The sequence below is a fragment of the Aggregatimonas sangjinii genome, assembly GCF_005943945.1.
Taxonomy (GTDB): Bacteria; Bacteroidota; Bacteroidia; order Flavobacteriales; family Flavobacteriaceae; genus Pelagihabitans; species Pelagihabitans sangjinii.
Genome location: NZ_CP040710.1, coordinates 2,698,836 through 2,722,235, shown reverse-complemented (window position 1 = coordinate 2,722,235; position 23,400 = coordinate 2,698,836). Strand labels below are relative to the sequence as shown.

Here is a 23,400-nt window from a genome sequence, read left to right as displayed (position 1 = left end):
TACGACGAATAATGAACAAATAAGAGGCCAAAAGGTGCTTTGTTGCGTATGTTGTATAAAGGAATTTGCAATGTTATAATTTTCAAAACGGTTGTCGACACTGTTAGTAAGATGTCATTTATTTTTTAAAGCACAGCATACTCGTGCGAAAGCAAAGGTAGAAAGTTTGAACCCAATTTAATTAAATACGTACACATGAATAAATTTATCTTTTTGTCTTTCGTTCTCTTGAGCCAGTTGATTTATCCACAGTTTGAGAAGTCTTCGGAGCCTGTCCAGCATATCGACACTTTACAGGAGAATGACACGGTAAGTGTAAAATTTATTATTTCTAGAGCAAAAAATAAAATTGGCAAGATTTCTCGTGATTCCGTGGCGCTATATTATACCAGTGCAGTTAGGATGGCGGCAAAATTGGAAAACCAAGATTTATTTTTTATTGAGACCTTACTTGAGGCAACAAAATTTTATGAGAGCAATAAAAAGTATCCTATAGCTATAAAAACAGATTTATTAAAGGGCTTAGAAACGAGTAAAGCGATTGCTGCTCCAAAGGCTCAGGCAGCCCTGCTACTTCGTTTAGCGGCAGTAGAAGCACATGAAAAAAACTATGAAGAGGCATTGGACTATTTGAGCGAAGTGACCTCCTTGTCGAAAAAAAATAACTACCAAGCCATTTTGGCCGACAGCTATCAACTCTATTCTGAAATTTATACAATTACAAATAATCTGATAGAATCGAGCAATTATAATTTAAAAGCATTAAAGCTATATGAAGAACAGGGGGACAATAAAGGACTGATCAAAGCGAACAGCCAATTGGCACGAATTTACACGGTTTCAAGACAATACGAAAAGGGTATTACGATATTGCGTAAGTGTATAAAGGATAATGAAAAGAACGGTAGAGAGGCTGAGTCGAGCTTGTCTCAAGTTTATGCAAACTTAGGATTGCTATATTGGCAGGTACAAAAATTCGACAGTGTACGCTTTTACAACAAAAAAGCGCTTAGGTTGGCTAAAAAACAACACCTTGGATCCAATACTATTGCTACCATACATAGAAATCTAGGCGTAGCGAGTGCCGAATTGGGCGATTACGAGAGTTCTATAGAATCGTATAAACTGGCCTTGGCGTATGACCTTCGGGGAAATTTGGGCAATACCGATGCCATATACATGCTGATGGCGAACACTTATGAGAAAATAAAGGACTATGATAACATGATGTATTATGCAAAAGAGTCTCAAAAACGTGGTGATACAAAGCCTTTGGCGTATCAATTGGAATACCATCGTCTTATCGGTGAGGCACTTCAGGGCAAAGGGGAATATAAATTGGCTTTTGAAAATCTTAAAAAAAGTAATGTTTTGAACGACAGTTTGAACAAAACCATATCTACTGCCAAGGTAATGGAGTTGACCCAACAATACGAAGTAGAAAGAAAAGAAAAGGAAAATGAGCTACTCACCAAGGAAAATGCCATTCAGGAATTGTTGATTTCAGAATCAAGGGCGTCAAGAAATTCTCTAGGGTACCTCTTGGTCGCCCTTCTCATTATTGCATCTTTAGTAGCAATTTCCTTGTACAATATCAAAAAAGCGAATAATAAGCTTAGCGAGCAAAACAAAGTCATTACTGAACAACAATCAAGTATAGCCGATGCTTTAAAGGTAGAGCAAGAGCTGAATCTCAAATTAAATGAAGCTAATAGTTCCTTGGAACGATTTTTCTCGATTATCGCCCATGATTTAAGGGCCCCCTACAATGTCATGTTGGGGTACGCCGATATTTTAGTAGAGGATTTTGAAAAATTAAATCGGACCAGTATCAAAACCTACCTTTCTAGTCTTCACCGGGCCGCACATAAAAATTACCAACTTACGCAAAACTTGCTATCGTGGGCGATAACACAGAAGGGAGGGGTAAGGGTAAAGAAAGAAAAACTAGGTGTCTATGATTTGATCGACGATACCGTACAACTATTTCAAGAACTGGCGAGTAACAAAGGCATTGATCTAGTGAACTTATGCCCTCCGGAATTGGTCGGCGAATTGGATAAGGACATTGCGGGCTCCGTACTTTCGAATTTGGTCAACAATGCCATCAAATTCACCCCCCGAAATGGCTTGGTTACCATTGGGGCTAAAAAGGTCGGTGCCCACGTTCTTTTTAAGGTAGATGATAGTGGGGTAGGAATAAGTGAAAGTCGTAAAAAGAGCCTTTTCGAAATTACTTCGATAGACTCTCGACCTGGAACCCAAAATGAAACTGGTTCTGGTTTTGGTTTAATACTGTGCAAAGAATTGATCAATTCGCACGATGGGGAAATACGGGTGAAGAGCAAAACCGGAAAGGGTACTACCGTTTTAGCCTTGTTTTGATAATTTAATCTTATCTTTACTAAGTAGTATTTCCAGATCAATTCCCCTAACTCCGTGAAAGAATTTAGTGCCATAATTATTGAGGACGAAAAAGACCATAGCGATCTTTTAAAGTATCATCTTAAGAGTTTATGCGAAGAAATTAACCTTATCGGGGAAGCACGCAACGTTAACGAGGCTAAGTTGGTTTTAAAAAAAATGCGTCCCGACATCATTTTTCTCGATATGAACCTCGAGGGAAAGAATTCTTTTAGGGTTTTAGAGAAATTGGCTTACTTGCACGAAATTGAAATCATCATCATTAGCTCTCATACAGAGTATGCCGTTGAGGCATTCAAACACTTGGTTACCGATTATTTGTTGAAGCCGCTCAAACCTGAAAGCTTGGTATTAGCTGTCAAGAAAGCGAAACGAAATATTGAACTGAGCAATCTAGCGTCTCAGGAAAATGACTTTTTAGACAATAGTACGCCTTTAAAGCAGATTGCTATACCATCTACGAATGAAGTTCAAATCGTTCCTGTAGACCAGGTACTATACCTAGAATCAGACGGGCGTTATACTATTTTTCATCTTGAGGATAAAACGACAAAAATGGCAAGCAAGAACATCGGGGAATATGAAAAACTTCTTACCAATAACCATTTTTTTCGTATTCATCATTCGCTCTTGGTAAATATGAATTTCGCGGTAAACATTCATAAAAAAGATGGGAACTATCTGCGAATGAAATCCCAAAAATATTTGCCTATCTCTAAACGAAAGGTAAATTCGCTTTATCGCTTTTTAAAGTTGAAATAACCGGAAAAGGCGATATACTTTCCTTATCATGATAAGGCGCACTTTTTTCCAAAAATCTGAAGTGATTCTCTATACCTGCTAATGCGCCACTCGCATTTTTCTCACTTATGCGTATTTGATACCGTTAAAATTGGCTTTCTACCACTTATGAAAATGTGCAAGTTTACCTTGGTGACACTTGCTATTTTAGCCTCGCTTACACAGCAGCGCTCACGTAAAATCGATTTCGCCGACAATGATAAAAGTACTAGATGGTCTTAGGGGTTTTGCGGCATTAGCAATCGTAATTTCCCATTTCCCTAGACTAGCTGATACGGGTTGGGCGAATGACTTGTATCATCTGGTCGGTATTTTTAGAATTGGTTACCTGAGCGTAGACATTTTCTTTGTTTTAAGTGGTTTCTTGATTACGCGCATATTAATTAAGGAAAAAAAGGAAAAGACATTCTCATTCTGTGTCTTTTATCTGAAACGGGCCATTCGTATATTTCCAATTTACTATCTGAGTATACTCATTTGTGGTTTTCTTTTTTCGTGGGAGGGTATGGAATATTTGGCGCTATATGGTGCCAACTACTATTTCATGTACGAGCATTCAGACCATCCCTTACTTCAAACTTGGTCGCTGTCGGTCGAAGAGCATTTCTACATCCTGTGGCCGTTCATCATGTATTTATTTCAATTGCCGATATTAAAGAAAATGGTGGTCCCGGTCGTTTTGGGTACCGTTTTAATATCCTGTTGGTGTGCCTATTTGGCTGTTGAAGAAAACGCATTGTACGATATAGTGTATCATGCAACACAATTTCGCATTCTTTCTTTAGGTATCGGTTGTTTTTTGGCATTTAACGAACAAAAGCTAGCCAAATGGGAATACGGGAAGGTTATCTTGTGGTTGGTGCCTTTAACTATACTAACACTTTGTGTTGGGGCATTCGTACCGTACCTTAGTTTCGTTAGTAATGTAGTGGCGCCTTTTATACAGCTATTCCTATTTTCATTGTGTTCCGCATGTATCTTTTTGATAGTGTTATTGCAGGAAAATAGAAATGGTTCGCTACACATTTTGTTCGGCAATAGGGCAATTGGTTTCATAGGTAAGATCAGCTACGGCATCTACCTCTACCACTATCCTGTTTTCTACTATTTTGGTGTTACCTACAGACAGATAGGTGAACAGGTCATCAGTGCCACTACCATGTTTTTACCACTATTTCTAGTTATGGCAATTTCCATTGCGTCGTTTTACTTGATCGAACGACCGCTAGCTGCGCATAGGGGTAAGATAGTGCAGCGGTTTCTTTTCTTGAAATAGCATATGCTTTCCACATTGTTTTGGCTAGTCTATCGTTCCGTTGAAGATTTCAGATATACTTTTTGCCGTTACCTAAAGCAAACAAGTTTCCAAATTAGAGGCGGCCCATGGGTACGATTTCCTACGAAATCGACTGCTTTATTTTCGGTACGGCATTTGGCGGTCGAAAAGCGTGTAGCCTTACCTCAGTCGGTTTTCTATCTAAATTTGAAAGAAAAGCTCCGGAGGGCATTGTGCTTTTATAGATATGTATAGCGGTCATAGACTGTCGAAGTGACTTTTTTAATAAGAATTTAGCTAAGGTTTATAGTCACTTTTTCTGGGCGTGCTCCTCACAAAGACTAGAATTCCCCTATCTGCAACCTTCATTTTAAAAGGAATAGTACAGTTTTACCCCTAATCTCCCACTTATTACAAAACAGCTTCTTTCGCCTCTTCTTTAGGATATATTTGAGACAAGTTCAGTAACCATCCCATTTGAATTTAAAGTTTGCAAGACTGACAAGAGATGTTTATTTGAACTCAATAATACCAGAATTAGCGTTAGCGAATGAAAGACGAGAAATTATCAATAGATGTACTGTTCATTATGGTTTTTGTAACCTGTTTCCTCTTTATCCTGGGCGAAATGTATGTGAACTACTATACCTTCTTGTTTCAAAAGGGGATTGAAATTCGACAGGTGACCACCGTGCTTTTGAAAATAGTTAAGGTGGTGCCATTTGATGAAAATCCCGTACTCATGAGAGTGATTATTTTACTGGTAGTTTCATTTATAAGTTTAGGTTTCAAAGTCAAGAAAAAGCCTGAGGAAGACAACAAGCAAAACAAATACGTCTTATTTGTCGCATTGTTTTCTCTCATCTTTATCATATCTCCACTGCTTATTGGTCAGTTGTACCTTTATTTCGGTATCACTTTTATATCGTTTACCGGATTTATGGCATCTTACATCAGGTTGAGAAGACATTTCAGATACTTTGGTAGTAAAGATGAATTCAACGAAAAAAATCAAGAGTTCAAACAAGGCAATTCCGTACAGGAAAATCCGTATTCTGTAAATTTTAAAACGGATAAGGGCACGGTAAACGTGGTAAACCCGTTTCGGGCGACCATGGTACTGGGTACACCTGGCTCGGGAAAATCCTACTCCGTAATCGAGGAATACATTAGACAGCACATTCAAAAGCAATTTACCATGATGGTCTATGACTTCAAGTATCCGTCATTGGCCAAGGAAACACACGCCTTCTTCAATTATTATAAAGCGCTCTACAACATCGAACCGAAATTTACCGTGATTTCTTTAGACGATTTGTCGGAGTCGAATTTTGTAAACCCTATCAATCCTACACTTATTCGCAAAGCGGCCGACGCCATCGAGGCCTCACAAACCGTTTTGTACAATTTAAATAAGGAGTGGATTACCAAAAAAGATTTTTTCGCACAATCGGCAATATCCTATTTCGCCTGTTGTATCTATTTTTTGAAAATATACGAAGAGGGTAAGTATTGCACCTTGCCACATGCCATTGCTTTGGCTTCCTGCCCTGATGAACAGGTTTTTAAGATATTCGTAAACTATCCGGAACTCAAGTTTTTTATGACGCCCTTCGCCGATGCCTTGGCAAAGGAGGCTTATGAGCAATTGGCAGGGCAGACCGCATCGGCGCGAATTCCGCTTTCACAGTTGGCGACAAAAGAGTTGTTCTGGGTCATGGGGAATAATGTCTATCCCGAGATGAACGTTTCGTTGGATATTAATAATCCCGAGGCGCCGACCATTTTTATCTTGGCCAATTCGCCTACGACCCAAACTACGAATTCCCCGGCTCTTGGTCTTGTTGCAACGCAACTACTCAAAGAAATCAACAAACAAGGAAAACAACCTTGTTCTGTTATAATTGATGAGCTACCCACAATGTACTTCATGGGCTTGGACAATCTTATTGCGACTGCTAGGTCCAACAAGATTTCTACTACAATTGGCATGCAAGACCTGGAGCAGTTGAAGCGCGACTATGGGGATAAGATCGCTGAAACTATTTTCAACATTGTGGGTAATATATTTAGTGGGTCTGTACGTAGCGGAACGGCTACCAAACTCCAAGAGATTTTTGGCAAGAAGAAACAAAAGCTTAAAAATGTCTCTGTAGACACGGGTAGTACCTCCTACACCATCAATGAGAGTTTAGAATTCGTGATACCGGTCTCGACCATATCGCAACTGTCGCAAGGAGAATTCGTAGGTGTAGTTGCCGATAATTTCGGCGAGGAGATAAACCGTAAGATTTTTAGGGGGAAAATTAAGGTTGATAAGCGGGTAGATCAGATTGTAAAACCAATGCCCACCATCATTCCGGAGGAGTCTTTAGATGATTTGGTCGAAGGGAATTTTAAACGCATTGTCGATGAGATCGATATCCTTGTCACCTATGAGCTAAACGCCATATATGAAGAAGAAAACAAGGCAGCGGAGAGTGCATCGGATTTAGAGGACGCCAAAGCGGATTTTTTCAGTTTGGAAACAAAGGAAGACCAAGTTTAACCAGAGTATTAATAAACGTAGTATGGGCAAATATGGCATCGTAGTGTTCTGTGTATTTTTTATGGGTATGCAAGGTTTGGTGGGGCAATATCTTTTGGCGGGATCGGACTTTATCGATCAAGGGCAGCCGAGTTACTTTCCGTTGGCCAAAAAAGACTTTAAACGCTTGTCGTCATCTTATGGCAATCGTATCCATCCTTTGCACCATATACCAAAAAAACACCATGGGATAGATTTGGTCGCCAATAGCGGAAGTTCGGTCTATGCTGCCGCCAAGGGCTTGGTAATCAAGGCTTCTTACGAAAAAGGGTACGGCAACCATATTGTAATTCAACATATAAACGGAACCAAAACACTTTACGGGCATCTCGAGCTAATGCTTATCGATGAGGGTGCTATAACCGAAAGGGGGCAAACCATTGGTACCGTAGGTGAAACGGGCCAAGTGACGGGCCCGCACCTGCATTTTGAGATTTGGAGGTTGAATACCAAGGTAAACCCATTGTTATTTTGGGAACAACTAATACAGCAGCGAAAGAGCGTTATCACGCACAATAGCGTACTAAGCAGATAGAAAATGGATAAAAAGAAAAAAACGATAGTAATAGCCGTATTTGTGGTATTTATGAGTTTGATCGTGTTTTTGATGACGAGCATATTCTATACCGAGAGTGAAGAAGTTGATGGCGAATTCTCCGTCACTACTCCCGAAGTCGATGAAACAAAATTCGATAGTATTTCGAAGTTAAAAGGATACAACGACGAAAGTATGAAGATTAGAGATAGTGGAGGATCGCTTGTTGACGAGGTTGAAAACGTGGAAAATGAAGATGGGTTCCTGACCGATTTCAATCCGTTCAAAAGACGGGAGACCTCCACCATCGATAGTGCAGCAGGATTTTCAAGCGAGCAATTGGAACAGCAGCAAATGGAGCAGGAGTTTTTAGAAATGATTCGTATGCAAGAAGAACTTATGGCAGAAAGCAATGCTGCGAATGGTAGCTCGTATCCGAGCGGTGGGTACGAAACGGCGAGACAGCCTGCACCCTATCCGACGACCGAACTGGATTCGACCGACCTACCGGACAAAAAACCCACCTTGGCCGAGCTCAGAAAGCAGAACGATGAACGCGACACCTTCTTTCAAGGGGCTACAGGCGAATTGTCTCAAACACGGGGAACATTATTGATTCCTGGGGAAACTGTGGATCAGGGAATTTTAACCATAGGCAGCACCGTCGCCATATTGACCAAAGAAGCTATGCGCTTAAGCGAACCCGCAATCATCATTCCCAAGGGTGCCATTATTTATGGGAAAGCCGGTTTTGGTGGTCTTGACCGATTAACAATAGATATCGAGAGCTACAAGATAGGTGCGGAGCTGTATCCCATCAGTCTCGAAATCTACGATTTTGACGGGCGGCCCGGTATTCATTTGGGAAACAACAGCTGGCCGAAAATACCCTCGAAGGTAGCGAAAGAAGTGGTCGATTATGTAAAGCAACGGGGTACGCAGAACAGTACGTTCGGGGGTCAAAATACCGGTATAGACCTAGATGAGGCCAAACAGCTGGGTTTGTTGGCAACCGTTAACGAGGTAACCCAGGAAGTTTTGGATAAAAAGCGGGTGTTTATGCCCCGAAAGTATCACCTATGGATTAATGTGAACGTAAAATAAGGCTTATGAAAAGTAAAAAACTGGAGGAAGTACTGCCCATTTACGCAATCGAGAATAATCTTTTAATCTCTAAAAAGGGCGACATAAGTGTGGTGTACAAATTAGAGCTGCCCCAAATTTATTCAATGGATGTAGACTCTATCAATGATATCAACGCTATTTTTGACAAATTCATCCGATCCTTTCCAGAAGGAACCATCATTCAGAAACAAGATTATTTTTTTATCGATAAGGTAACCGGCGCACTGGCTGATGCAGAAAGCATTTTAACCAGAAGCGACAACCAGTTTTTCTTTGAAAAGCCCACCCTGAGCCACGAATGCTATCTGGTATTGACGAAAGATTCTAAAAATACGATTTCGTTTACCTCGAAACCGCAATTGTATAAGACGTTTATTCAGGAAACCGGAGAGTTCCAAAAGTTAGTGGTCGCCAGCATGTCGTTTTTAACGAAGGAAAATTATTTCTCGGCAGAACGGCTGAAGGATGATGCCTTGGTCTTGCTTTTAGACAAGTATTTTTCCTTGAGTAAAGACGGAGATACCTTTTTAAAAGATGTCTTTATGGACAAGAAACTGCAAGTGGGCAACAAGCACGCTGAAATTTATTCGATTTCCTCGAATCTGCAGCTTCCCATTAAGATAGACTCTAGTATTCGAAACGGTGATTTCTCTACCCCAAAGACCGACTTTCAGATTCCTTTTATACAACCTATAAGTGTCGGCCTTGATTGCAACCATATCTACAACCAGGTCATCTATATCGAAAAGTCGGAAAAGTTATACTCCCACCTTACTTCCAAGATGAACAAGTTTAAAAGTTTGGCCGTCATCTCCAAGGAAAATAAATTGATTTACGATCAGATAAACGACCTGATACAAACTGTACTGGAGAAGGAGTTGAAATTCGTAAAACAGCACTATAGCGTTATCATTTGGAACGAGAGCCAAGAGGGCTTGGATAAAAATAGGACGGAAATCAAAAACTCTTTTCGGGAGTTGGGTATGACGCCCTATCAGATAAAATACGCCATCGAGAATGCTTATCTGAACAATTGCCCCGGGGCGGCACTATTTTTACAGGATTCCTTCAAATTTATAGGTGTTTCCGAACAAGCCCCCGTGCTTATGAATTTTGAAAGCTATTACGAGGGCAATAAAAGTGGCATATTGTTCTGTGATCGTAAAAACGGCGCGCCACTGCGTTTGGATCTATGGGACGAACCTGTAAAGCGGGGCCTTATCGTAAATCGCAATCGCCTGATATTCGGGCCGTCCGGTACCGGGAAGTCATTTCTGATCAATCATATCGCCAGCCAGTATTTCGAGCAAGGCCATCATATCGTCATGATCGATATCGGGAATTCGTACAAAAAACTATGCCAGCTCTGTAACGGGCAATACTTTACCTATGATGTCGGGGAGCCGCTACAATTCAACCCCTTCTACACGGGCGGTGAAGAAATTACGGTAGACAAGAAAGTTTTCATCATCTCTTTGATCATATTTCTATGGAAAGGCGATGATAGCTACCGAAGGGAGGAAAAACAAATTTTAGCGATGTACATAGATGCATACTATGAGTTTTTGCAAAAAAACACAGCGGTTTTTGCATGTATGTCAACATTTTATGAGTTCGTGTGTGCCAATACGGTGCTGGAGAAAGAAGATGTTTATTTCGATAAAATGAGCTTTCAACTTTCTATCCGTGATTTTCACGACGGCAAATATGCAGAAATTTTAAATTCAAGAAACCCCATCGATCTCGTTGCCGAGCGGTTTATCGTTTTCGAAATGGATAACATCAAGGATCATCCCGTCCTGTTTCCTTTGGTCACCATGTTGTGTATAGATGTGGTCATGAGCAAAATTAGACAGGTACCCAGTGTTAAAAAATCGATATTCATCGACGAGTGCTGGAAACCGATCAGCAAGGGCGAAATGGCCGAATTTATTAAATACCTCTACAAGACGGTTCGAAAATTTTATGGCGAGGTCGCCATCGCCACTCAGGATGTAGAGGATATATTGGATACTGCGGCCGGCCCTGCAATGATCAATAATACGGATACCATGATACTATTGTCGCACAAGAAAAAAATGGCCTCGAAAGATAAATTCGCCAAATACCTTTCCTTTAGTGAAAGTGATCTAGAAAAGCTATTCTCTACCGACAAACGGGAGGTGTATATTAAGGTGGGCAGTATTTCAAACGTTTATAAAGTTACGGTCTCCCCACAGCGGTATGCTTGCTATTCCTCAAACGCCGATGAGAACAAGACGATTTATGAGGTGTACAACGAAACCGAGAATATGGAACTCGCTTTGAACCAGTTCGTAGAAAGTAATAATTAAAAAAGGTTGAAAATATGATACATAAACTACTATGCCTGACGATGATGGCGCTTGGTTTTTCAAGTTTTTCGCAGGTAACGATGAGTGCAATAGAAGCCTCCAAGACCATTCTGGTGTCCGATATTAAAACGACCCACCTGCTCTTTGAGGACGATATCTCGTATTTAGACGTAGGGTCGCCCTATTTTGTGGCCGATACCTTAAAGGCCATTATTAAGGTAAGGCATACGGGAGAAGATGTTTTTAACCCGATCAGTGTGGAGTCGAACTTGACCATCATTACCAAGAACGGCAGCTATTATTCGATACCCATACGCTACAATAGAGATGTCAAGACGCTATCATTTGCCATTACCGATACAGACCAACAGATAAGGGAAATGACCGAACGTCGGGAAAGGAAAGAGGAATTGGAATGGGAAATAAACCGATTTGCCAAGGAATTGGAGTTTTTGGCCCCGAATGTCCTGATCAAAAACAAAAATGAGGATTTCGGGATAACCGTAAACGGAATTTTCTACCGCAAAGATTACCTGGCATTGCGATTGGAATTGCGTAATGATTCCGGTATCGATATCGATGTAGATCAAGTGGTCTCCCGTCTTAAGCTTCGGGAGAAGATCAGTACCGATTACGTGTACCAAGAGCGTGTAATCGTTCCTGTAAAAGTAATCGACCAGATTGGGAAGATTAAGGGCTACAATACGAAGACCATGGTCATGATCTTTAAGAAGTTTACCCCGAATAAGAACGAACGCTTGTTTATCGACGTTTTGGAGGCCAATGGCGGCCGATCGGCGCGAATCGTAATCCCTAGAAAAAAATTGCTCACCCCTAAAGTCGTTTACAAATGAAAAAATACGTAACTGTTTTGCTGCTATCGATCTCTACAATGGTAATTGGTCAGAGTTATTATGACGTTCCTAAGAAACTCGTCACCGATTTAACAGTAAAAGTGTATACTCTCCTTGAGGAAGAAGTTGCAAAAACCAATGATGAATTTAATAAAGCCCTTCCTGCTGCAATGATGGAAAGGCTTTCATTAATCAATTTGGAGCGGCCTCCACAACTTATAGATTGGAATGAATACGGTGGCATATGTAAGTACTTCCTTAACCCGATTAAAATTGCGAACTGTAAGAGAAAAAAAGCTTTTCTGGAAGAGAGTGAAGCCGTTATTTATGACTTTTTAATGAGTGCGGCAAACAACTCCAATAAAATGAACAGCGGTGTTCAGGAACAGATTTATCAAAAATACGTGTCGATGATAAACCGAATACTTTTAGAACTGGATGCGATGCAGATATTGGCCAACAGGCGCGACATTTTCCACAATTTTAAAAACTAGGAGCGAAATGGGATGCGTGTATCAAGATATCGAATTAGAATATAGGCTTGCTTAATTAATAAAATCGATGAAACATCTTAGAAAAATTATCATAATGTGCTTCGCCCTGTGCTGGGGTATGGGTTCATCTGCCCAAACCATTTCAACAAAAGACGAGAAAAATAGAAGAATATTGGGAAAGCAGGCGGCCCAGTTAATGCTCAGAACATTAATAACCAAGGCGATGAAAAAAGACCTTAAGGACGCTAGTAATGATTTAGAAAATGATTTAGAAAAACAGTACGGCCCAAATAATTACGATTTAAAAGCAGACTTTATTGCAAAAGCAGGTCTTAAATCAGTTATGGCGATCGGCGTACCAAAGTTCCTTGACAAATTTAAGAATTTGCCCTATATGCCACAATCCAAGAAAGACTACATCTCCGGTTCGTCATATAATACGGCCACCGATCTAGCATTTCTTACGTTTCTATCTAACGAAAACGTTAAGGCATCCGACAGACAGAAAATATATCGAATTCGAAGAGAAATACTGCGTACCTATTCAAAGGACGAGAAAAATGTAAGAAAAATTTTATTCCTATGCGCGATAGGATATATAGTTCTTGAAAACGATACCAGCCCGGCAGAGTTATTAACCCAACTTGAAATTTTACTATAATGAAAATAACATCACGACTTTCTTTAAGTATTGTATGCTGCCTAATGGTCAAAAATATTATGGCGCAATTGACAGACATTAAATCAAGTGCTGCATCCACGGTAACTACAGGTATTGCAGCAGGCAGGTATGCGTTTGAATCAATGCTTACCAAAAAGGTTGAGGTGTTCGGTGATGCCTACAAGAAAAGGCAATATTATTATCTCTATTCTGAAGTTATTCTTGTTGAGATAAAAGATAATCTAAGGAACGTGTACACCGCTTTAGACGATTTAGAAACTAGAAACAACGCTACCACGGTCTTTTATAGTTTCCGGAAAAAAAGAATTCAGAGAAAAATTGATCAAATTCGGAAAAGGCTGGGTAACATTAGTAATTCGGTGAATGCCCTGAGTAGCTTAACCTCATTTGTATCTAACCTTGATCCAACGAAGCCCCATCAGCAATCAACGATAAATAAAGCCCACAATATCAACAATCTAAACAGTGAAGATACGATGGAATCGGACGGCCTAAAGGGTATGTTTTTAGACGACTATGGCGATATAGAGAAAAGGGACTGGGGTAGTTTCAATATAAAATCGATCGGATGGAATAATATCAATGTAAAAGCATTTACCAAGACCGGGGAACGTATGAATTACCACCAAAATTTGCAATTGACACTGCGTAAAAGTTCCAACGAAATACAAGAATTGTCAAACGAAGTAGAGAGCAATAGGCTAATTCGAATCCTATTAAATTAAAACATACCAACATGAAGATAACCGTAGTATTGCACAGCTTGATTATATGGTCGATATTTTTTGTATGCACGCCCAATTATGCACAACTAATGATGCACGATAGGGCATCCAAAGGTAACTACGAAAAAGTGGCCGATTATGAAAAAACGATGACCAGATACCGATTTTTGGAAGCGGCCATGGTAAATGCCATCGGCTCGTCTATCAAAACAAGGAAAGACAATAAGACACCCCGATTTTGGCATTATTATCAAAAAGACCTGCTGCTTGATTTCTTAGAAAGAAATTGTAAACTTTTTATCGCTTATAAATACCCCCTAGTTGGCTTCAACGGTAGCAATCCTATAGCGAACGCGGCCATTCAATTGCGTATGCGAAGAAAGATCGACTATGAGAAAGATCGGATTCGGGATTATATGGGAGAGATTAGAGGCCAAAAAAAAGAACCATTATACATTACAGAGGGCAATAGAATATTACTGAGTTTAAGCGCTTTGGAAAGTTGTATACAAATTGTATTGGAAGATGAGACATATTAAAATGATAGTATTGGGTGGAATGTTGCTGCTTCAGTGTAACATTATGGCCCAAGTTAATGATAAAAAGTTGACGAGTATAACCACGGCCGTAGGTCTCCTTATCAAGGCCGAGTCCAAGACAATTCTCTGGCCTTTCGAAGGCGTGCGCGGCAATTTAGAAAACTTTGCAGAAGTGCTCGAAGAGGAAAATACAAAGGCTTCGTTAACCAGCAATTGGAGCTCGGGTGGGATTTTTACCAACGTCGGTCTAGAGGTTACTAGAGCAAAAAATTTGATAAAAAAAATAGAAGACCAAATCACCTTGGTTCAGAGTTACCGTGTTTTTAAACCCTACGGGCTACGAAGTCTAATGAGCGATTTGGAGAAAGAGAAAAAGGCCTTTGATGCTATTAATAAAGACATTGGTACAGCTTTCATTGGTGCAGCTGTGAGTGGCGGTAATGGTTATAATTATACAGCCTTTTTAAAAATTTTTTTAAGACAAAGACATTTAAAATCAAGCCTTTTAGAATTGAAGTACCAAGCAGACAACCTTACCGTATTTACGAAGATTTTCGGGGTGTTTAACTAAGAGGTGGGTAGACCCGTGGGCGGTATCTATGTGCTTTACATCAAAAAAGTTGAAGTTATGTTCGCAAAGGTAGAATTGCCTAATTGACTCAAGAAAATAGACATAAGGTAAGCTTCTTTTAAAAAATGGCAGCTGATCTCAAAAACTAATACGTATGGGCAATGCCTGAAATGTTATCGTGTATAAAATTAAAATAACAATACTAAAAACAAAATTATGCAGCAATTATTTGATAATCTTTTGGGTAGGGTTTTCGGGGTGGGCACCGGTAGCGGTAACGGTTATGAATTTGTGGATGCACTGCGGACCTACTCGCTACAATTTGCAGCTGTTTTGATGATACTATATATCGGGTACAAAGCACTACTATACTTTTCTGATATCGAAACACGTCTGGATCCTTTTATACTCATTAGACCGATTATGGTAATGTGCATCATTTCGCTTTATTCTCCTTTGGTGAACCTTCTTGTAAAACAGCCCATTGATATCATCGATGCAATGGTAGAAACTAGTTCTCAAACTGCGTTGGAAAGCGACCATAACCCCACGGGTGATCTAAAGGATGTAACGGACACCTATGCGGATTGGTATAAGAATGCATTTGAAGATACCATGCAGTATGTCGACGACGGTTCTTCATCGAAACCAGGGAAAGGGGTGTTCGATATTCTTGCTATTAATCCTTTTTTGGAGCTTGTACACCTGATAATATTTCTTGTCGCGACCGTGGTTGGTTTTTATATCATGGCCCGGCAGATTATCCTGATCGGTATTTACTATGTGGTCGGAATATTGGTGTTGCCTTTTGCATTGATCGTGGGGAATCAGGATGTGGCCCGCAATTGGTATTTCGGTTTTATTGCCATCATGATGTGGGAACCGGTGTTGAAAATTCTTAAGACCATCTTAATAAGCCTAAAGGTGCAGGGAGAGTCCTATGAGAACGGTATGTTTTCAATCGCCTTACAAGTAGTTATGATTTTTACAATCCTTCAAGTGCCCAAATTTGCGAATCTTTTGGTCAGTAAAGGCAGCGAAATGGGCTCTCAGGTGGGTGGTACGGTCATGAGCACCGTGTCCGGGGCGGCAGGGAGTATGATGAAAAGGGGTAAAAAATAATAAAATTTAAACTAATAATTTAAACAATATCATCATGGAATACAAAGTACCAAAAGTATTGGAAAGATCGCCCGAGGTCATGGGTTTCGATTTGGCGAAAATAGGGGTCGGCATCGGTTGTGGCATGGGTGCCTTATTCACGATTCTCAACAATTTATGGGCATGTCTATGTTTCGTGGCCATTGGCTGCACCTATTTCTATATCACCAAGAAATTTCCCGGCAAAGGCGAATTATTGCAATTCGTAAACTATAACCTGGGAACAAAATGTATTCGTTTTAATACCACGATTGCAAGTTTAACGAACAAACGAACTCACGAAGAATAACTACAAATAAATATCAATATTTAAAACTAGAACAATGAAGCAAAAAAAAGGAAAACTTAAAAAGCAAGGCAACAACAAAGATGGCAACAAACAGCTATCGCGAGATAAAAGGCGCAAAGTGTTCTTAACATTGGGGTTATTAGTATGCGCCAGCGTAGTACTTTATGCCGGTAACACCCCGAAGACCCAAGCTGATATTGAAACTAAAGTTACTGAATGGCAAACTGCAGTCACAAGCATATTAAATATTTTAGTCGGTATTTATGGTGTCGTCGGGGGCTTTCTGGTCTTCGTACAATATATGCAGGGTAACGAACAGGCTCAAAAGAACCTTATTCGATTTATAATCGGTTTGGCGGTATTTGGTATCGCGGCCACAGTAGCATCATTTCTTTCTACCCCATAAAAAGTGTAGGTGTAAGGGGCGGTCTCAAAAGCTGCCCCTTTCTTACCTACCGCCTTGATTGGTTGGGGGTAAACGAAACCTTTTTATACTTTAAGATAGGTGGCACGTATATCGCTGCAACTACCTTTTTAAAGGTTTTCAGGCGTAACGCTTTAGCCAACAGGGCAAAGCGTTCCGAAACAAGGTATTCAAGCATAGGGGCCCTTTTGATAACCCCTTTTTTTAGACATTCACCGGTATACATTTAAAAACAAATCGAGATGAATTTAAACTCATTAAAGGACATTCCTACAAGTTTCGCCTTGGCGAAAAAAGCGATAATCATGTGTTTTATCACGACCACCCTACTTGTCTTGGGGAGTCTTTCCTGGGCATTCTATGTGACCAAAAATTTTGCGGAAACCGCATACATCCTGACCGATCACGGTCAAATGGCATTGGCCAAAGGGCTAACTTCTTCAGAGGTAGATGATTACAGGTTGCCTGAAATTAAAAGCCATATTTATACATTTCATAGATTATTCTGGAACATCGACCAATTTTTGGTCGATAGGAATATGAACATCGCGATGAACCTAACAGGCGAATCCGGAAAACAATTATACTTGACCCTAAAAGCGAAAGGGCATTACACTAAGATCAAGACCCAAAACCTCATACAAAATTTACAGATCGATTCGGTTTCGGTCGATGCGAATAGCAAACCGTACAAGGCCGCGGTATACGGTAAATTAAAGGTAAGTAGAACCGACCAGCAAGGTAGGCGTACCGATCGCTTTACGGCCTATTTTGATCTGCACAACGTGGCACGAACCGATTTGAATCCGCACGGGCTGCTGATCGAAAATTACGATGTAAGTACTTCCGAGGGAATCGACGAGTAGCAACACACGAGAAGTCTACATGAGTAACATGAAATTATGAAAGAAACTATTATATGGCAAGGCTCCCCTTCGCAATGGACCAATTTCGGGTTTTACCTTTTGTGCATACCCTTAACAGTAGTAGCTGGCCTTGGTCTTATAATGGGGTTATGGCGGTATTATTATACCAAAAAAAATGCGCTAGAGATTACAGATCAACGCATTATCGAGCATAAGGGCATTATATCGAAAAGTACCAATGAGATAGAACTCTACAGGGTAAAGGATATTCGGCATTTACAACCTTTTTGGTTGCGACAAGTGGGGCTATCCAATATCTGGCTCGATAGCACCGATCATTCCAATCCCGTACTCTTGATTCGCGGAATCAAAGATGGTAGGGAAATTAAAGAAAAGTTACGGTTGGCCATTGACGCCCGAAGGGACATCAAAGGTGTACGCGAGGTAGATTTTAAACAGTAAACCAAAAATAAAATGGAAAAACCAACAGAACCGCCACATCGGGAATTACCGGCCAGAACCATCGTTTTCTCCCATGGTAGGTTGGATGAGGTCGAGCAGGAAATCGTACAATGTATGAAGAGTAAGGGCTACCAGCATTTGACCGATCCCACCGCCGTAAATTTCGACGATACCATTTATTTGGTTCGGCACGGGAAAAAACGGGCAGGGCAATGCGAGACCGTTTTGCTTGCGCTAAGCCCGACAGCGAAAGAAGTAGGGTTAATTCAACAGCAACTTCTTGTCGGCGGTGAAGTAATCGATCTTTCCTGCAACAACAATCATAAAGAGGCGATGCGTATGGCAGAAAGTAGTAAACGTGTAGTCTGGTTTTCGGAAGGTACGGCCACTTATCGAGCTACCGAAGATAGCAGCGCCACCGAAATCGCCTTTTCCAAGCAGGGTTGGAAGAAAGTATGTCCTCAAATGAGGCATACCAGAACGGAGCCTATCCATACCGTTAAAGTAATGCGCATACCGGCCACCAAAGCTCCGCGCTATCAAGTTTTGGATATTCCGGATCCGCATGATCTATCAAGAACTGTTGCGAGTTCCCCCAAAACAGGAAAAAAATACAAAATGTCGCTATGAATAAAACAGCACTAAGAGCTCAATGGCTGCGTTGGGCGAACAAAACACGACTTTTTTTTCGCGTAGTCATCTTGATTTTCATCAAGTCATTAACGTTTGAAAAAGAAAAGCCCAAGGCGCCACATAAAGATGGTAACAAAAAGAAGACCTCGGGATTATTGTCGGCTGCCAAATTTTTGTTTAGACTATTGGGCACCAGTGTAACCAAAGACGGCAAACAACTGGTAAAAAATGCGCGCACTAGAAACTTTAAAACCTGGGCGCGGGTCAAGGAAGATATGAAGAATTGGTATGAAAACCTGCTAAACGAAGCGAAGGGAATTACCCCTATGGGCAACCTTCCGGAAAAAGCGGAACAGTAAGGCTCCGGCATCCTTGAACGTTTACGGAACCGATTTAAAATAACGAATTAATAGACTAGGCACACGAAAGAGCAGTAACCATTTAAATTACAACAATGAACGAAAATAGCGGAATAGACGACAACACGGCAATCCCTAACATACCGTCAAATAGCAGGGAGGCCACCGATTATACAGATGAACTCCCAACGCCACTGGGTATGTCGATTTTTTCGGAGGGAGAACTTTTGGAAGGAAACATAGCCTTAAGCGCGGTTATCGAGAAGTTCGAGCGTATTGCGACATATCTCAAAAGCGATGTCACCGACATGAGCAAGGATAAGGAAATAAAGGCCGGTCTACCCAGCGTGATCGCTGCGATAAACGGTTTAGAGGAAAGGGTACCTACCGCGGTAAGTGTGCAACAAATTGAAAACGAGTTCATCCCTTCAAGTCGGTCTTTGCAAATTAAGGAGACTCGTAATCAAGAAGCGGGCTTGGCGAATACGGTTCCAGCGGTACGCCAGCATGAACGTAATGAATTTTCGGTTGCCACGAAAGTAGAACGCCAATTAGGGTTTCTGGCTGCCTTTAAGCCTCAAGAGCCGAACAGAAGTCTAGCCCCTGGGCAAGCTTCGCCGACAGGGCCATTTTTACAAAATCAATTATTGGAGTTGAACGAACTGACCGAAAAATACAAACTGTGCCGCAATCGCATGGAATCTCCCGCACCGGGGAAAACGAGCAGCCCGATACATGAAAACGAATTCAAGAATTTAAATGGGAAAGCCGCGGCACATGTATCGCATATCGAAGCCCTTATTGATGTAAAAATAGGTGAGTTTACCAGTATCGACAGGGCAACAGCTAGGCAGCGGTCGGCTTTAAATGCCATGCAGCCGGGACCGTCGGCTCAAAGGTCATCACCGAATACGAACGCGGCAAAGGCTGATACAAAAGCAAAGACACAACGCCGATCACCGGGCAGATAGGTCGTGGTCTCGTACCTAAGGCTTCGGTCATTGGTCATAAGGGTATTTTGATTTTAACCCGATATGACCGAAAAAGCTTGCGGCCAGGGCTCAAGAACGGTATTGTAGAGGCCGTTTTTGGCCGAAGGCTACTTTAGAGGAAAAGGAGATTATCGCCCGAGCTCTGGATGAACATGGTAGGAGCAATGCTTTGTATCGCAAATTTTAGTCTGCTTTGGAAGAAATTATTCGTCCGGCAGCGAATGATAATCATATGAAATTGCGATAAAATTAATTGTAAGGCATAATACCGATAAGTAAAAATTTTAAAATTTGGCAAGGATGAGACAAGGCGGTAACCGGAAAATAAGAGGTCGGAGGCATATTACTGGCGCAAGTTTTATCAGAGTCCTTGTTATGAATTTAGAATGGCTGTTTCGGTTAAGTTGTAAAAAGTTACTCAACAGACGCAAGGGCACGGCAGTGTCGCTTCAGAAAGATAGGGTACATTTTGGCTCGGATGATACGGTGTTCGAAGACAAACTAAGACCCAATTCCGATTCGCGGCCCGTGGTCGCTACATTAAGGATCAGTTATAATCGCCGCAAAAGCGAACATCTTAAGCATCATAAGAAGACGATATCTAAAAAGGTATCGCATATAGAAGTGGTCGACATCAGTAAAAAATTGATCCTCAACAACCAGATGCAGCAAAGGCGATTGGTACAACGGCAAAAAGAATTTTTGCAACAAGCTAGTTTAGGGGAGAATCCACTACTTTAAATACATTATAATAAAAACATTATGAAACAGAGAATTGAGAATAGAGTAGGTCCAAAGGAAAAGCGCATGAGTACAATGCCACAACTTGAAAATAGGACGGTGCCGGAGGCACCTTTGGCAACCAATATCGCAGGCAACCAAAACCAAGAAAATTTGGAGCGCCATGATAAAAAGGGGGGAGATGACGAGGAGATGACATTCCAGAGGGATGTGCCGCAAGAAGTCATAAAGACCCGCAGTTCATGGAATAGATTAAAGAGTAGTATTCGCGAAACTCAAATAGCTCTGTTAGGACTCGTTCTCTTCGGTCCTGCGGCTGCATTTGTTTATCTAAGTATTAAATCACTTGCGAGCACTTTAAATAGGATAATGGATAGGAATACGATAGACTCAAAGCAGAAAAGTATGATTATCGATGAACTGAAATTTATCTCGAAAGAATTAGAGAGAAAAGAAGCCCACAAGCAATTACATGCTGAACCGGCGGAACAGGAGTTGAACTCAAACTCGGTTAATCCAGTACCCAATATAGCTGATGATAAGATTTCTAAAGGCCCCTCAAATAAATACCGATATCTAAGAGCCCTGTTAAGCCCTCAAAAAACAATTAAAGCAAGAACAAGTAAGATAATTATAAGTAAAAATAATGCGAATCAAATAACGGGATTAACTATTAGTATGAAAAAAAAGAAATCCAAACGACCGATGGGACGCGCATGAAGCGAACCTCAGCAGGCATTGGAAAACCTTAATTTTTTCATTTTATTTTGCCAAATCGATAGTCGCCATGCTAGGTCGAGAAACCCGACCGCATCTTTTGTTTATTCGTCGGTTTGAAACTATTAATGAACTGCCTTTAAAATATTAAGTAAATGTCAAAAATTAAAAATAAATCAAAGGGTAATCAACCCGAAAAGGGAACATCGAAACAAACATCTCCCGTAACAAATTCTCAAATCAATTCAGAGGTAAAGGATTTAAAACGAATGAGGAAAAAGCTAAAAAAGTACAAGAATACAGAAGGTAAGGAGAAAGCTGCCCCCCAGAAGGAAAAGAAAACAAGTTTTTGGGATAGCCTTAAAAAGAAGGGAACTCAAATTCAAGTCGTTTTATTAGCGTCCATACTGGCTGGGCCAGCGATTATTTAAGCTTTTGCGGCCCTGCTAGTGCTAAAAAGTATTGCAAAGAAAATATTCCGAAAATTAACCAAAAAAGGAGCGAAGAACGATTCTGACCTAAAATTCGATGATATTTTAAAAGAATTGAAGGAAATAATTGCTGAAAAGAAGGAGCTTGCGAAAGCGGCGAAAAAAGAGTTAAATAGAAAACAAGGCAATACGACTGTAAATTCAAATGATAATACAGCTTTGAATAACCGCTTGGATGCAATAGATAACAAATTGGAGGCCCTCAAAGTGCCTCAACAAACCAAGGTTGCGGCAGACAGTTCTAAAACATTAAAGCAAGCAGCGGCTGAAAACAAAGGTATACGCCAATCTAAGGAATTGCAGCCCAAACGAGGCCAATTCAAGCTTAAACAGGCTTAATAAAATTTGAACCATCACCGAGAGTCCCTATGAATTCCCACGACGCTTTATGTTCATTATTTTTCACCTCTTTTAAAATGCATTACACTGATTAAAATCGAATAAATGAAAGAAAAAGTGAAGTCTACAAGGGCTAACAAAGCGGTGAAACCCGGTACAGCCATTTCATTGATCGGGAACTTACGAAGCAGGTTGATTTCGTTGTTTAATAAAATCACACAAAAGCCTAAAAAAAGCGCCATACCAATAGAGGGAAAATCAGCCGCAAAAGACATGGCGGCAGAAATCGCAAAAGCCAATGCAGTCCTAAATCAAGTTAAGGAGCAGCACCGAAGTAACGTGCTTCTGAACAAACAAAAGCGAAGGAATTTACAGAAACGGCAAGCGGCCGCGAAAGCCTCGAAAGTAGGGGCAAAGAAGTCTCAACCAGCCCCCAAAATCAGAACGGTCGCCTCGCTTGACTCGAATGGGAAAATTACACAAATTACGCATTACAAAGCTTTCAGTAAGGCTCAGCCTAGCGCAAAGGCTAAAAATAGCGCGCTACCCTTAAAAAGCGCGGTCGATAGAAATACTCATCTTATAAAAGCCAAGCACGCCAAGTCTACTTATCCGGCAAAAGTGCGGGAAAAAGACTTACGACGACCAAAATTTAATTTAAAATAAGTCAAATGTACCGCTGTAGCTTTTTATCCCGACAGAAACCGCTTTTTATCAATAGCACGGACGAATTCTTGTAATAAAAAAGCGAAACAAACATAATTGTAATGGTTGGGGGAGATGTAGAAGCGCCTTTAAACTAGTTTGAACTCGAAACGTATTAAGGGTCCCGATGCATTTTAAAGCTTTTGCTTTGGGGGTAAAAGGCAGTTTAAGCTACCTTACTGATGCAGAGGAGATGATTGCGTATCGTTAATTATTTTTTTTCGATGCACCTTCTTAATAGCTCCGTAGGATATCAATCACATATTAATAATAAA

27 protein-coding genes are annotated in these 23,400 nt (G+C 40.7%); 26 read left to right on the top strand and 1 reads right to left on the bottom strand.

What is annotated here, in order from left to right:
* Positions 1–195 precede the first annotated feature (195 nt).
* The 16 genes from FGM00_RS11355 to FGM00_RS11280 all read left to right on the top strand — a co-directional run bounded on the left by FGM00_RS11355 (position 196) and on the right by FGM00_RS11280 (position 16,802).
* Positions 196–2,385, top strand: coding sequence for a tetratricopeptide repeat-containing sensor histidine kinase (locus FGM00_RS11355; protein ID WP_138853019.1), 2,190 nt, complete (start codon positions 196–198; stop codon positions 2,383–2,385).
* A gap of 54 nt (positions 2,386–2,439) precedes the next feature.
* On the top strand, positions 2,440–3,186 hold the full coding sequence (locus tag FGM00_RS11350; RefSeq protein WP_138853018.1) for a LytR/AlgR family response regulator transcription factor: 747 nt from the start codon (positions 2,440–2,442) through the stop codon (positions 3,184–3,186).
* Between the two features lie 235 nt (positions 3,187–3,421).
* Positions 3,422–4,501: an acyltransferase family protein gene (locus tag FGM00_RS11345; protein ID WP_138853017.1), complete on the top strand. Its 1,080-nt coding sequence runs from the start codon at positions 3,422–3,424 to the stop codon at positions 4,499–4,501.
* 550 nt (positions 4,502–5,051) lie between these two features.
* Positions 5,052–7,049 (top strand): TraM recognition domain-containing protein, encoded by a 1,998-nt coding sequence (locus tag FGM00_RS11340; RefSeq protein ID WP_138853016.1) that lies wholly within the window; start codon positions 5,052–5,054, stop codon positions 7,047–7,049.
* A gap of 22 nt (positions 7,050–7,071) precedes the next feature.
* Complete coding sequence (locus FGM00_RS11335) at positions 7,072–7,623, top strand: M23 family metallopeptidase (RefSeq protein ID WP_138853015.1); 552 nt, start codon at positions 7,072–7,074, stop codon at positions 7,621–7,623.
* A gap of 3 nt (positions 7,624–7,626) precedes the next feature.
* Complete coding sequence (gene traM, locus FGM00_RS11330) at positions 7,627–8,727, top strand: conjugative transposon protein TraM (protein WP_138853014.1); 1,101 nt, start codon at positions 7,627–7,629, stop codon at positions 8,725–8,727.
* Between the two features lie 5 nt (positions 8,728–8,732).
* The gene (locus FGM00_RS11325) at positions 8,733–11,081 is read left to right on the top strand and encodes a TraG family conjugative transposon ATPase (protein ID WP_138853013.1); all 2,349 of its coding nucleotides are present in this window, start codon (positions 8,733–8,735) and stop codon (positions 11,079–11,081) included.
* 14 nt (positions 11,082–11,095) lie between these two features.
* Positions 11,096–11,935, top strand: a complete 840-nt coding sequence (locus tag FGM00_RS11320) for a DUF4138 domain-containing protein (protein ID WP_138853012.1) — start codon at positions 11,096–11,098, stop codon at positions 11,933–11,935.
* Complete coding sequence (locus FGM00_RS11315; protein ID WP_138853011.1) at positions 11,932–12,429, top strand: hypothetical protein; 498 nt, start codon at positions 11,932–11,934, stop codon at positions 12,427–12,429. The genes FGM00_RS11320 and FGM00_RS11315 overlap by 4 nt, the downstream gene beginning before the upstream one ends.
* Before the next feature lie 67 nt (positions 12,430–12,496).
* Complete coding sequence (locus FGM00_RS11310) at positions 12,497–13,090, top strand: hypothetical protein (protein ID WP_138853010.1); 594 nt, start codon at positions 12,497–12,499, stop codon at positions 13,088–13,090.
* The gene (locus FGM00_RS11305; RefSeq protein WP_138853009.1) at positions 13,090–13,836 is read left to right on the top strand and encodes a hypothetical protein; all 747 of its coding nucleotides are present in this window, start codon (positions 13,090–13,092) and stop codon (positions 13,834–13,836) included. The genes FGM00_RS11310 and FGM00_RS11305 overlap by 1 nt, the downstream gene beginning before the upstream one ends.
* 11 nt (positions 13,837–13,847) lie before the next feature.
* Positions 13,848–14,375, top strand: a complete 528-nt coding sequence (locus tag FGM00_RS11300) for a hypothetical protein (protein WP_138853008.1) — start codon at positions 13,848–13,850, stop codon at positions 14,373–14,375.
* Positions 14,362–14,946 (top strand): hypothetical protein, encoded by a 585-nt coding sequence (locus FGM00_RS11295; RefSeq protein WP_138853007.1) that lies wholly within the window; start codon positions 14,362–14,364, stop codon positions 14,944–14,946. Before FGM00_RS11300 ends, FGM00_RS11295 begins: the two co-directional genes overlap by 14 nt.
* A gap of 216 nt (positions 14,947–15,162) precedes the next feature.
* Positions 15,163–16,068: a hypothetical protein gene (locus FGM00_RS11290; RefSeq protein ID WP_138853006.1), complete on the top strand. Its 906-nt coding sequence runs from the start codon at positions 15,163–15,165 to the stop codon at positions 16,066–16,068.
* A gap of 34 nt (positions 16,069–16,102) precedes the next feature.
* Entirely contained in the window at positions 16,103–16,396 is a 294-nt protein-coding gene (locus FGM00_RS11285; RefSeq protein WP_138853005.1) for a hypothetical protein, read from the top strand.
* Positions 16,397–16,430: 34 nt separating this feature from the next.
* Entirely contained in the window at positions 16,431–16,802 is a 372-nt protein-coding gene (locus FGM00_RS11280) for an MATE family efflux transporter (RefSeq protein WP_138853004.1), read from the top strand.
* 46 nt (positions 16,803–16,848) lie between these two features.
* On the opposite strand, the gene FGM00_RS19810 is transcribed toward FGM00_RS11280, so the two are convergent.
* Positions 16,849–16,998, bottom strand: coding sequence for a hypothetical protein (locus FGM00_RS19810; protein WP_175416215.1), 150 nt, complete (start codon positions 16,996–16,998; stop codon positions 16,849–16,851).
* 64 nt (positions 16,999–17,062) lie between these two features.
* On the opposite strand from FGM00_RS19810, the gene FGM00_RS11275 reads away from it, so the two are divergent.
* From FGM00_RS11275 to FGM00_RS11230, 10 genes are all read left to right on the top strand, one after another.
* Positions 17,063–17,686 (top strand): hypothetical protein, encoded by a 624-nt coding sequence (locus FGM00_RS11275; RefSeq protein ID WP_138853003.1) that lies wholly within the window; start codon positions 17,063–17,065, stop codon positions 17,684–17,686.
* A 36-nt stretch (positions 17,687–17,722) separates the two neighbouring features.
* Positions 17,723–18,148, top strand: a complete 426-nt coding sequence (locus tag FGM00_RS11270; protein WP_138853002.1) for a PH domain-containing protein — start codon at positions 17,723–17,725, stop codon at positions 18,146–18,148.
* Between the two features lie 12 nt (positions 18,149–18,160).
* Positions 18,161–18,778: a hypothetical protein gene (locus FGM00_RS11265; protein WP_138853001.1), complete on the top strand. Its 618-nt coding sequence runs from the start codon at positions 18,161–18,163 to the stop codon at positions 18,776–18,778.
* Positions 18,775–19,140: a hypothetical protein gene (locus tag FGM00_RS11260; RefSeq protein ID WP_138853000.1), complete on the top strand. Its 366-nt coding sequence runs from the start codon at positions 18,775–18,777 to the stop codon at positions 19,138–19,140. The genes FGM00_RS11265 and FGM00_RS11260 overlap by 4 nt, the downstream gene beginning before the upstream one ends.
* A 95-nt stretch (positions 19,141–19,235) precedes the next feature.
* Entirely contained in the window at positions 19,236–20,111 is an 876-nt protein-coding gene (locus FGM00_RS11255) for a hypothetical protein (RefSeq protein WP_138852999.1), read from the top strand.
* Between the two features lie 396 nt (positions 20,112–20,507).
* Positions 20,508–20,873, top strand: a complete 366-nt coding sequence (locus tag FGM00_RS11250; RefSeq protein WP_138852998.1) for a hypothetical protein — start codon at positions 20,508–20,510, stop codon at positions 20,871–20,873.
* Between the two features lie 21 nt (positions 20,874–20,894).
* On the top strand, positions 20,895–21,593 hold the full coding sequence (locus tag FGM00_RS11245; RefSeq protein WP_138852997.1) for a hypothetical protein: 699 nt from the start codon (positions 20,895–20,897) through the stop codon (positions 21,591–21,593).
* Between the two features lie 152 nt (positions 21,594–21,745).
* A complete protein-coding gene (locus tag FGM00_RS11240; RefSeq protein ID WP_138852996.1) occupies positions 21,746–22,021 on the top strand; it encodes a hypothetical protein in 276 nt (91 codons plus the stop codon).
* Positions 22,022–22,039: 18 nt separating this feature from the next.
* On the top strand, positions 22,040–22,420 hold the full coding sequence (locus tag FGM00_RS11235; protein ID WP_138852995.1) for a hypothetical protein: 381 nt from the start codon (positions 22,040–22,042) through the stop codon (positions 22,418–22,420).
* 105 nt (positions 22,421–22,525) lie between these two features.
* Entirely contained in the window at positions 22,526–23,086 is a 561-nt protein-coding gene (locus tag FGM00_RS11230; protein ID WP_138852994.1) for a hypothetical protein, read from the top strand.
* Positions 23,087–23,400 lie beyond the last annotated feature (314 nt).

Coding starts and splice junctions, on each gene's coding strand:
- FGM00_RS11355 (WP_138853019.1), top strand. CDS start 196: ATGAATAAATTTATCTTTTTGTCTTTCGTTCTCTTGAGCCAGTTGATT.
- FGM00_RS11345 (WP_138853017.1), top strand. CDS start 3,422: ATGATAAAAGTACTAGATGGTCTTAGGGGTTTTGCGGCATTAGCAATC.
- FGM00_RS11340 (WP_138853016.1), top strand. CDS start 5,052: ATGAAAGACGAGAAATTATCAATAGATGTACTGTTCATTATGGTTTTT.
- FGM00_RS11335 (WP_138853015.1), top strand. CDS start 7,072: ATGGGCAAATATGGCATCGTAGTGTTCTGTGTATTTTTTATGGGTATG.
- traM (WP_138853014.1), top strand. CDS start 7,627: ATGGATAAAAAGAAAAAAACGATAGTAATAGCCGTATTTGTGGTATTT.
- FGM00_RS11325 (WP_138853013.1), top strand. CDS start 8,733: ATGAAAAGTAAAAAACTGGAGGAAGTACTGCCCATTTACGCAATCGAG.
- FGM00_RS11320 (WP_138853012.1), top strand. CDS start 11,096: ATGATACATAAACTACTATGCCTGACGATGATGGCGCTTGGTTTTTCA.
- FGM00_RS11315 (WP_138853011.1), top strand. CDS start 11,932: ATGAAAAAATACGTAACTGTTTTGCTGCTATCGATCTCTACAATGGTA.
- FGM00_RS11310 (WP_138853010.1), top strand. CDS start 12,497: ATGAAACATCTTAGAAAAATTATCATAATGTGCTTCGCCCTGTGCTGG.
- FGM00_RS11305 (WP_138853009.1), top strand. CDS start 13,090: ATGAAAATAACATCACGACTTTCTTTAAGTATTGTATGCTGCCTAATG.
- FGM00_RS11300 (WP_138853008.1), top strand. CDS start 13,848: ATGAAGATAACCGTAGTATTGCACAGCTTGATTATATGGTCGATATTT.
- FGM00_RS11295 (WP_138853007.1), top strand. CDS start 14,362: ATGAGACATATTAAAATGATAGTATTGGGTGGAATGTTGCTGCTTCAG.
- FGM00_RS11290 (WP_138853006.1), top strand. CDS start 15,163: ATGCAGCAATTATTTGATAATCTTTTGGGTAGGGTTTTCGGGGTGGGC.
- FGM00_RS11285 (WP_138853005.1), top strand. CDS start 16,103: ATGGAATACAAAGTACCAAAAGTATTGGAAAGATCGCCCGAGGTCATG.
- FGM00_RS11280 (WP_138853004.1), top strand. CDS start 16,431: ATGAAGCAAAAAAAAGGAAAACTTAAAAAGCAAGGCAACAACAAAGAT.
- FGM00_RS19810 (WP_175416215.1), bottom strand. CDS start 16,998: ATGCTTGAATACCTTGTTTCGGAACGCTTTGCCCTGTTGGCTAAAGCG.
- FGM00_RS11275 (WP_138853003.1), top strand. CDS start 17,063: ATGAATTTAAACTCATTAAAGGACATTCCTACAAGTTTCGCCTTGGCG.
- FGM00_RS11270 (WP_138853002.1), top strand. CDS start 17,723: ATGAAAGAAACTATTATATGGCAAGGCTCCCCTTCGCAATGGACCAAT.
- FGM00_RS11265 (WP_138853001.1), top strand. CDS start 18,161: ATGGAAAAACCAACAGAACCGCCACATCGGGAATTACCGGCCAGAACC.
- FGM00_RS11260 (WP_138853000.1), top strand. CDS start 18,775: ATGAATAAAACAGCACTAAGAGCTCAATGGCTGCGTTGGGCGAACAAA.
- FGM00_RS11255 (WP_138852999.1), top strand. CDS start 19,236: ATGAACGAAAATAGCGGAATAGACGACAACACGGCAATCCCTAACATA.
- FGM00_RS11250 (WP_138852998.1), top strand. CDS start 20,508: ATGAATTTAGAATGGCTGTTTCGGTTAAGTTGTAAAAAGTTACTCAAC.
- FGM00_RS11245 (WP_138852997.1), top strand. CDS start 20,895: ATGAAACAGAGAATTGAGAATAGAGTAGGTCCAAAGGAAAAGCGCATG.
- FGM00_RS11240 (WP_138852996.1), top strand. CDS start 21,746: ATGTCAAAAATTAAAAATAAATCAAAGGGTAATCAACCCGAAAAGGGA.
- FGM00_RS11230 (WP_138852994.1), top strand. CDS start 22,526: ATGAAAGAAAAAGTGAAGTCTACAAGGGCTAACAAAGCGGTGAAACCC.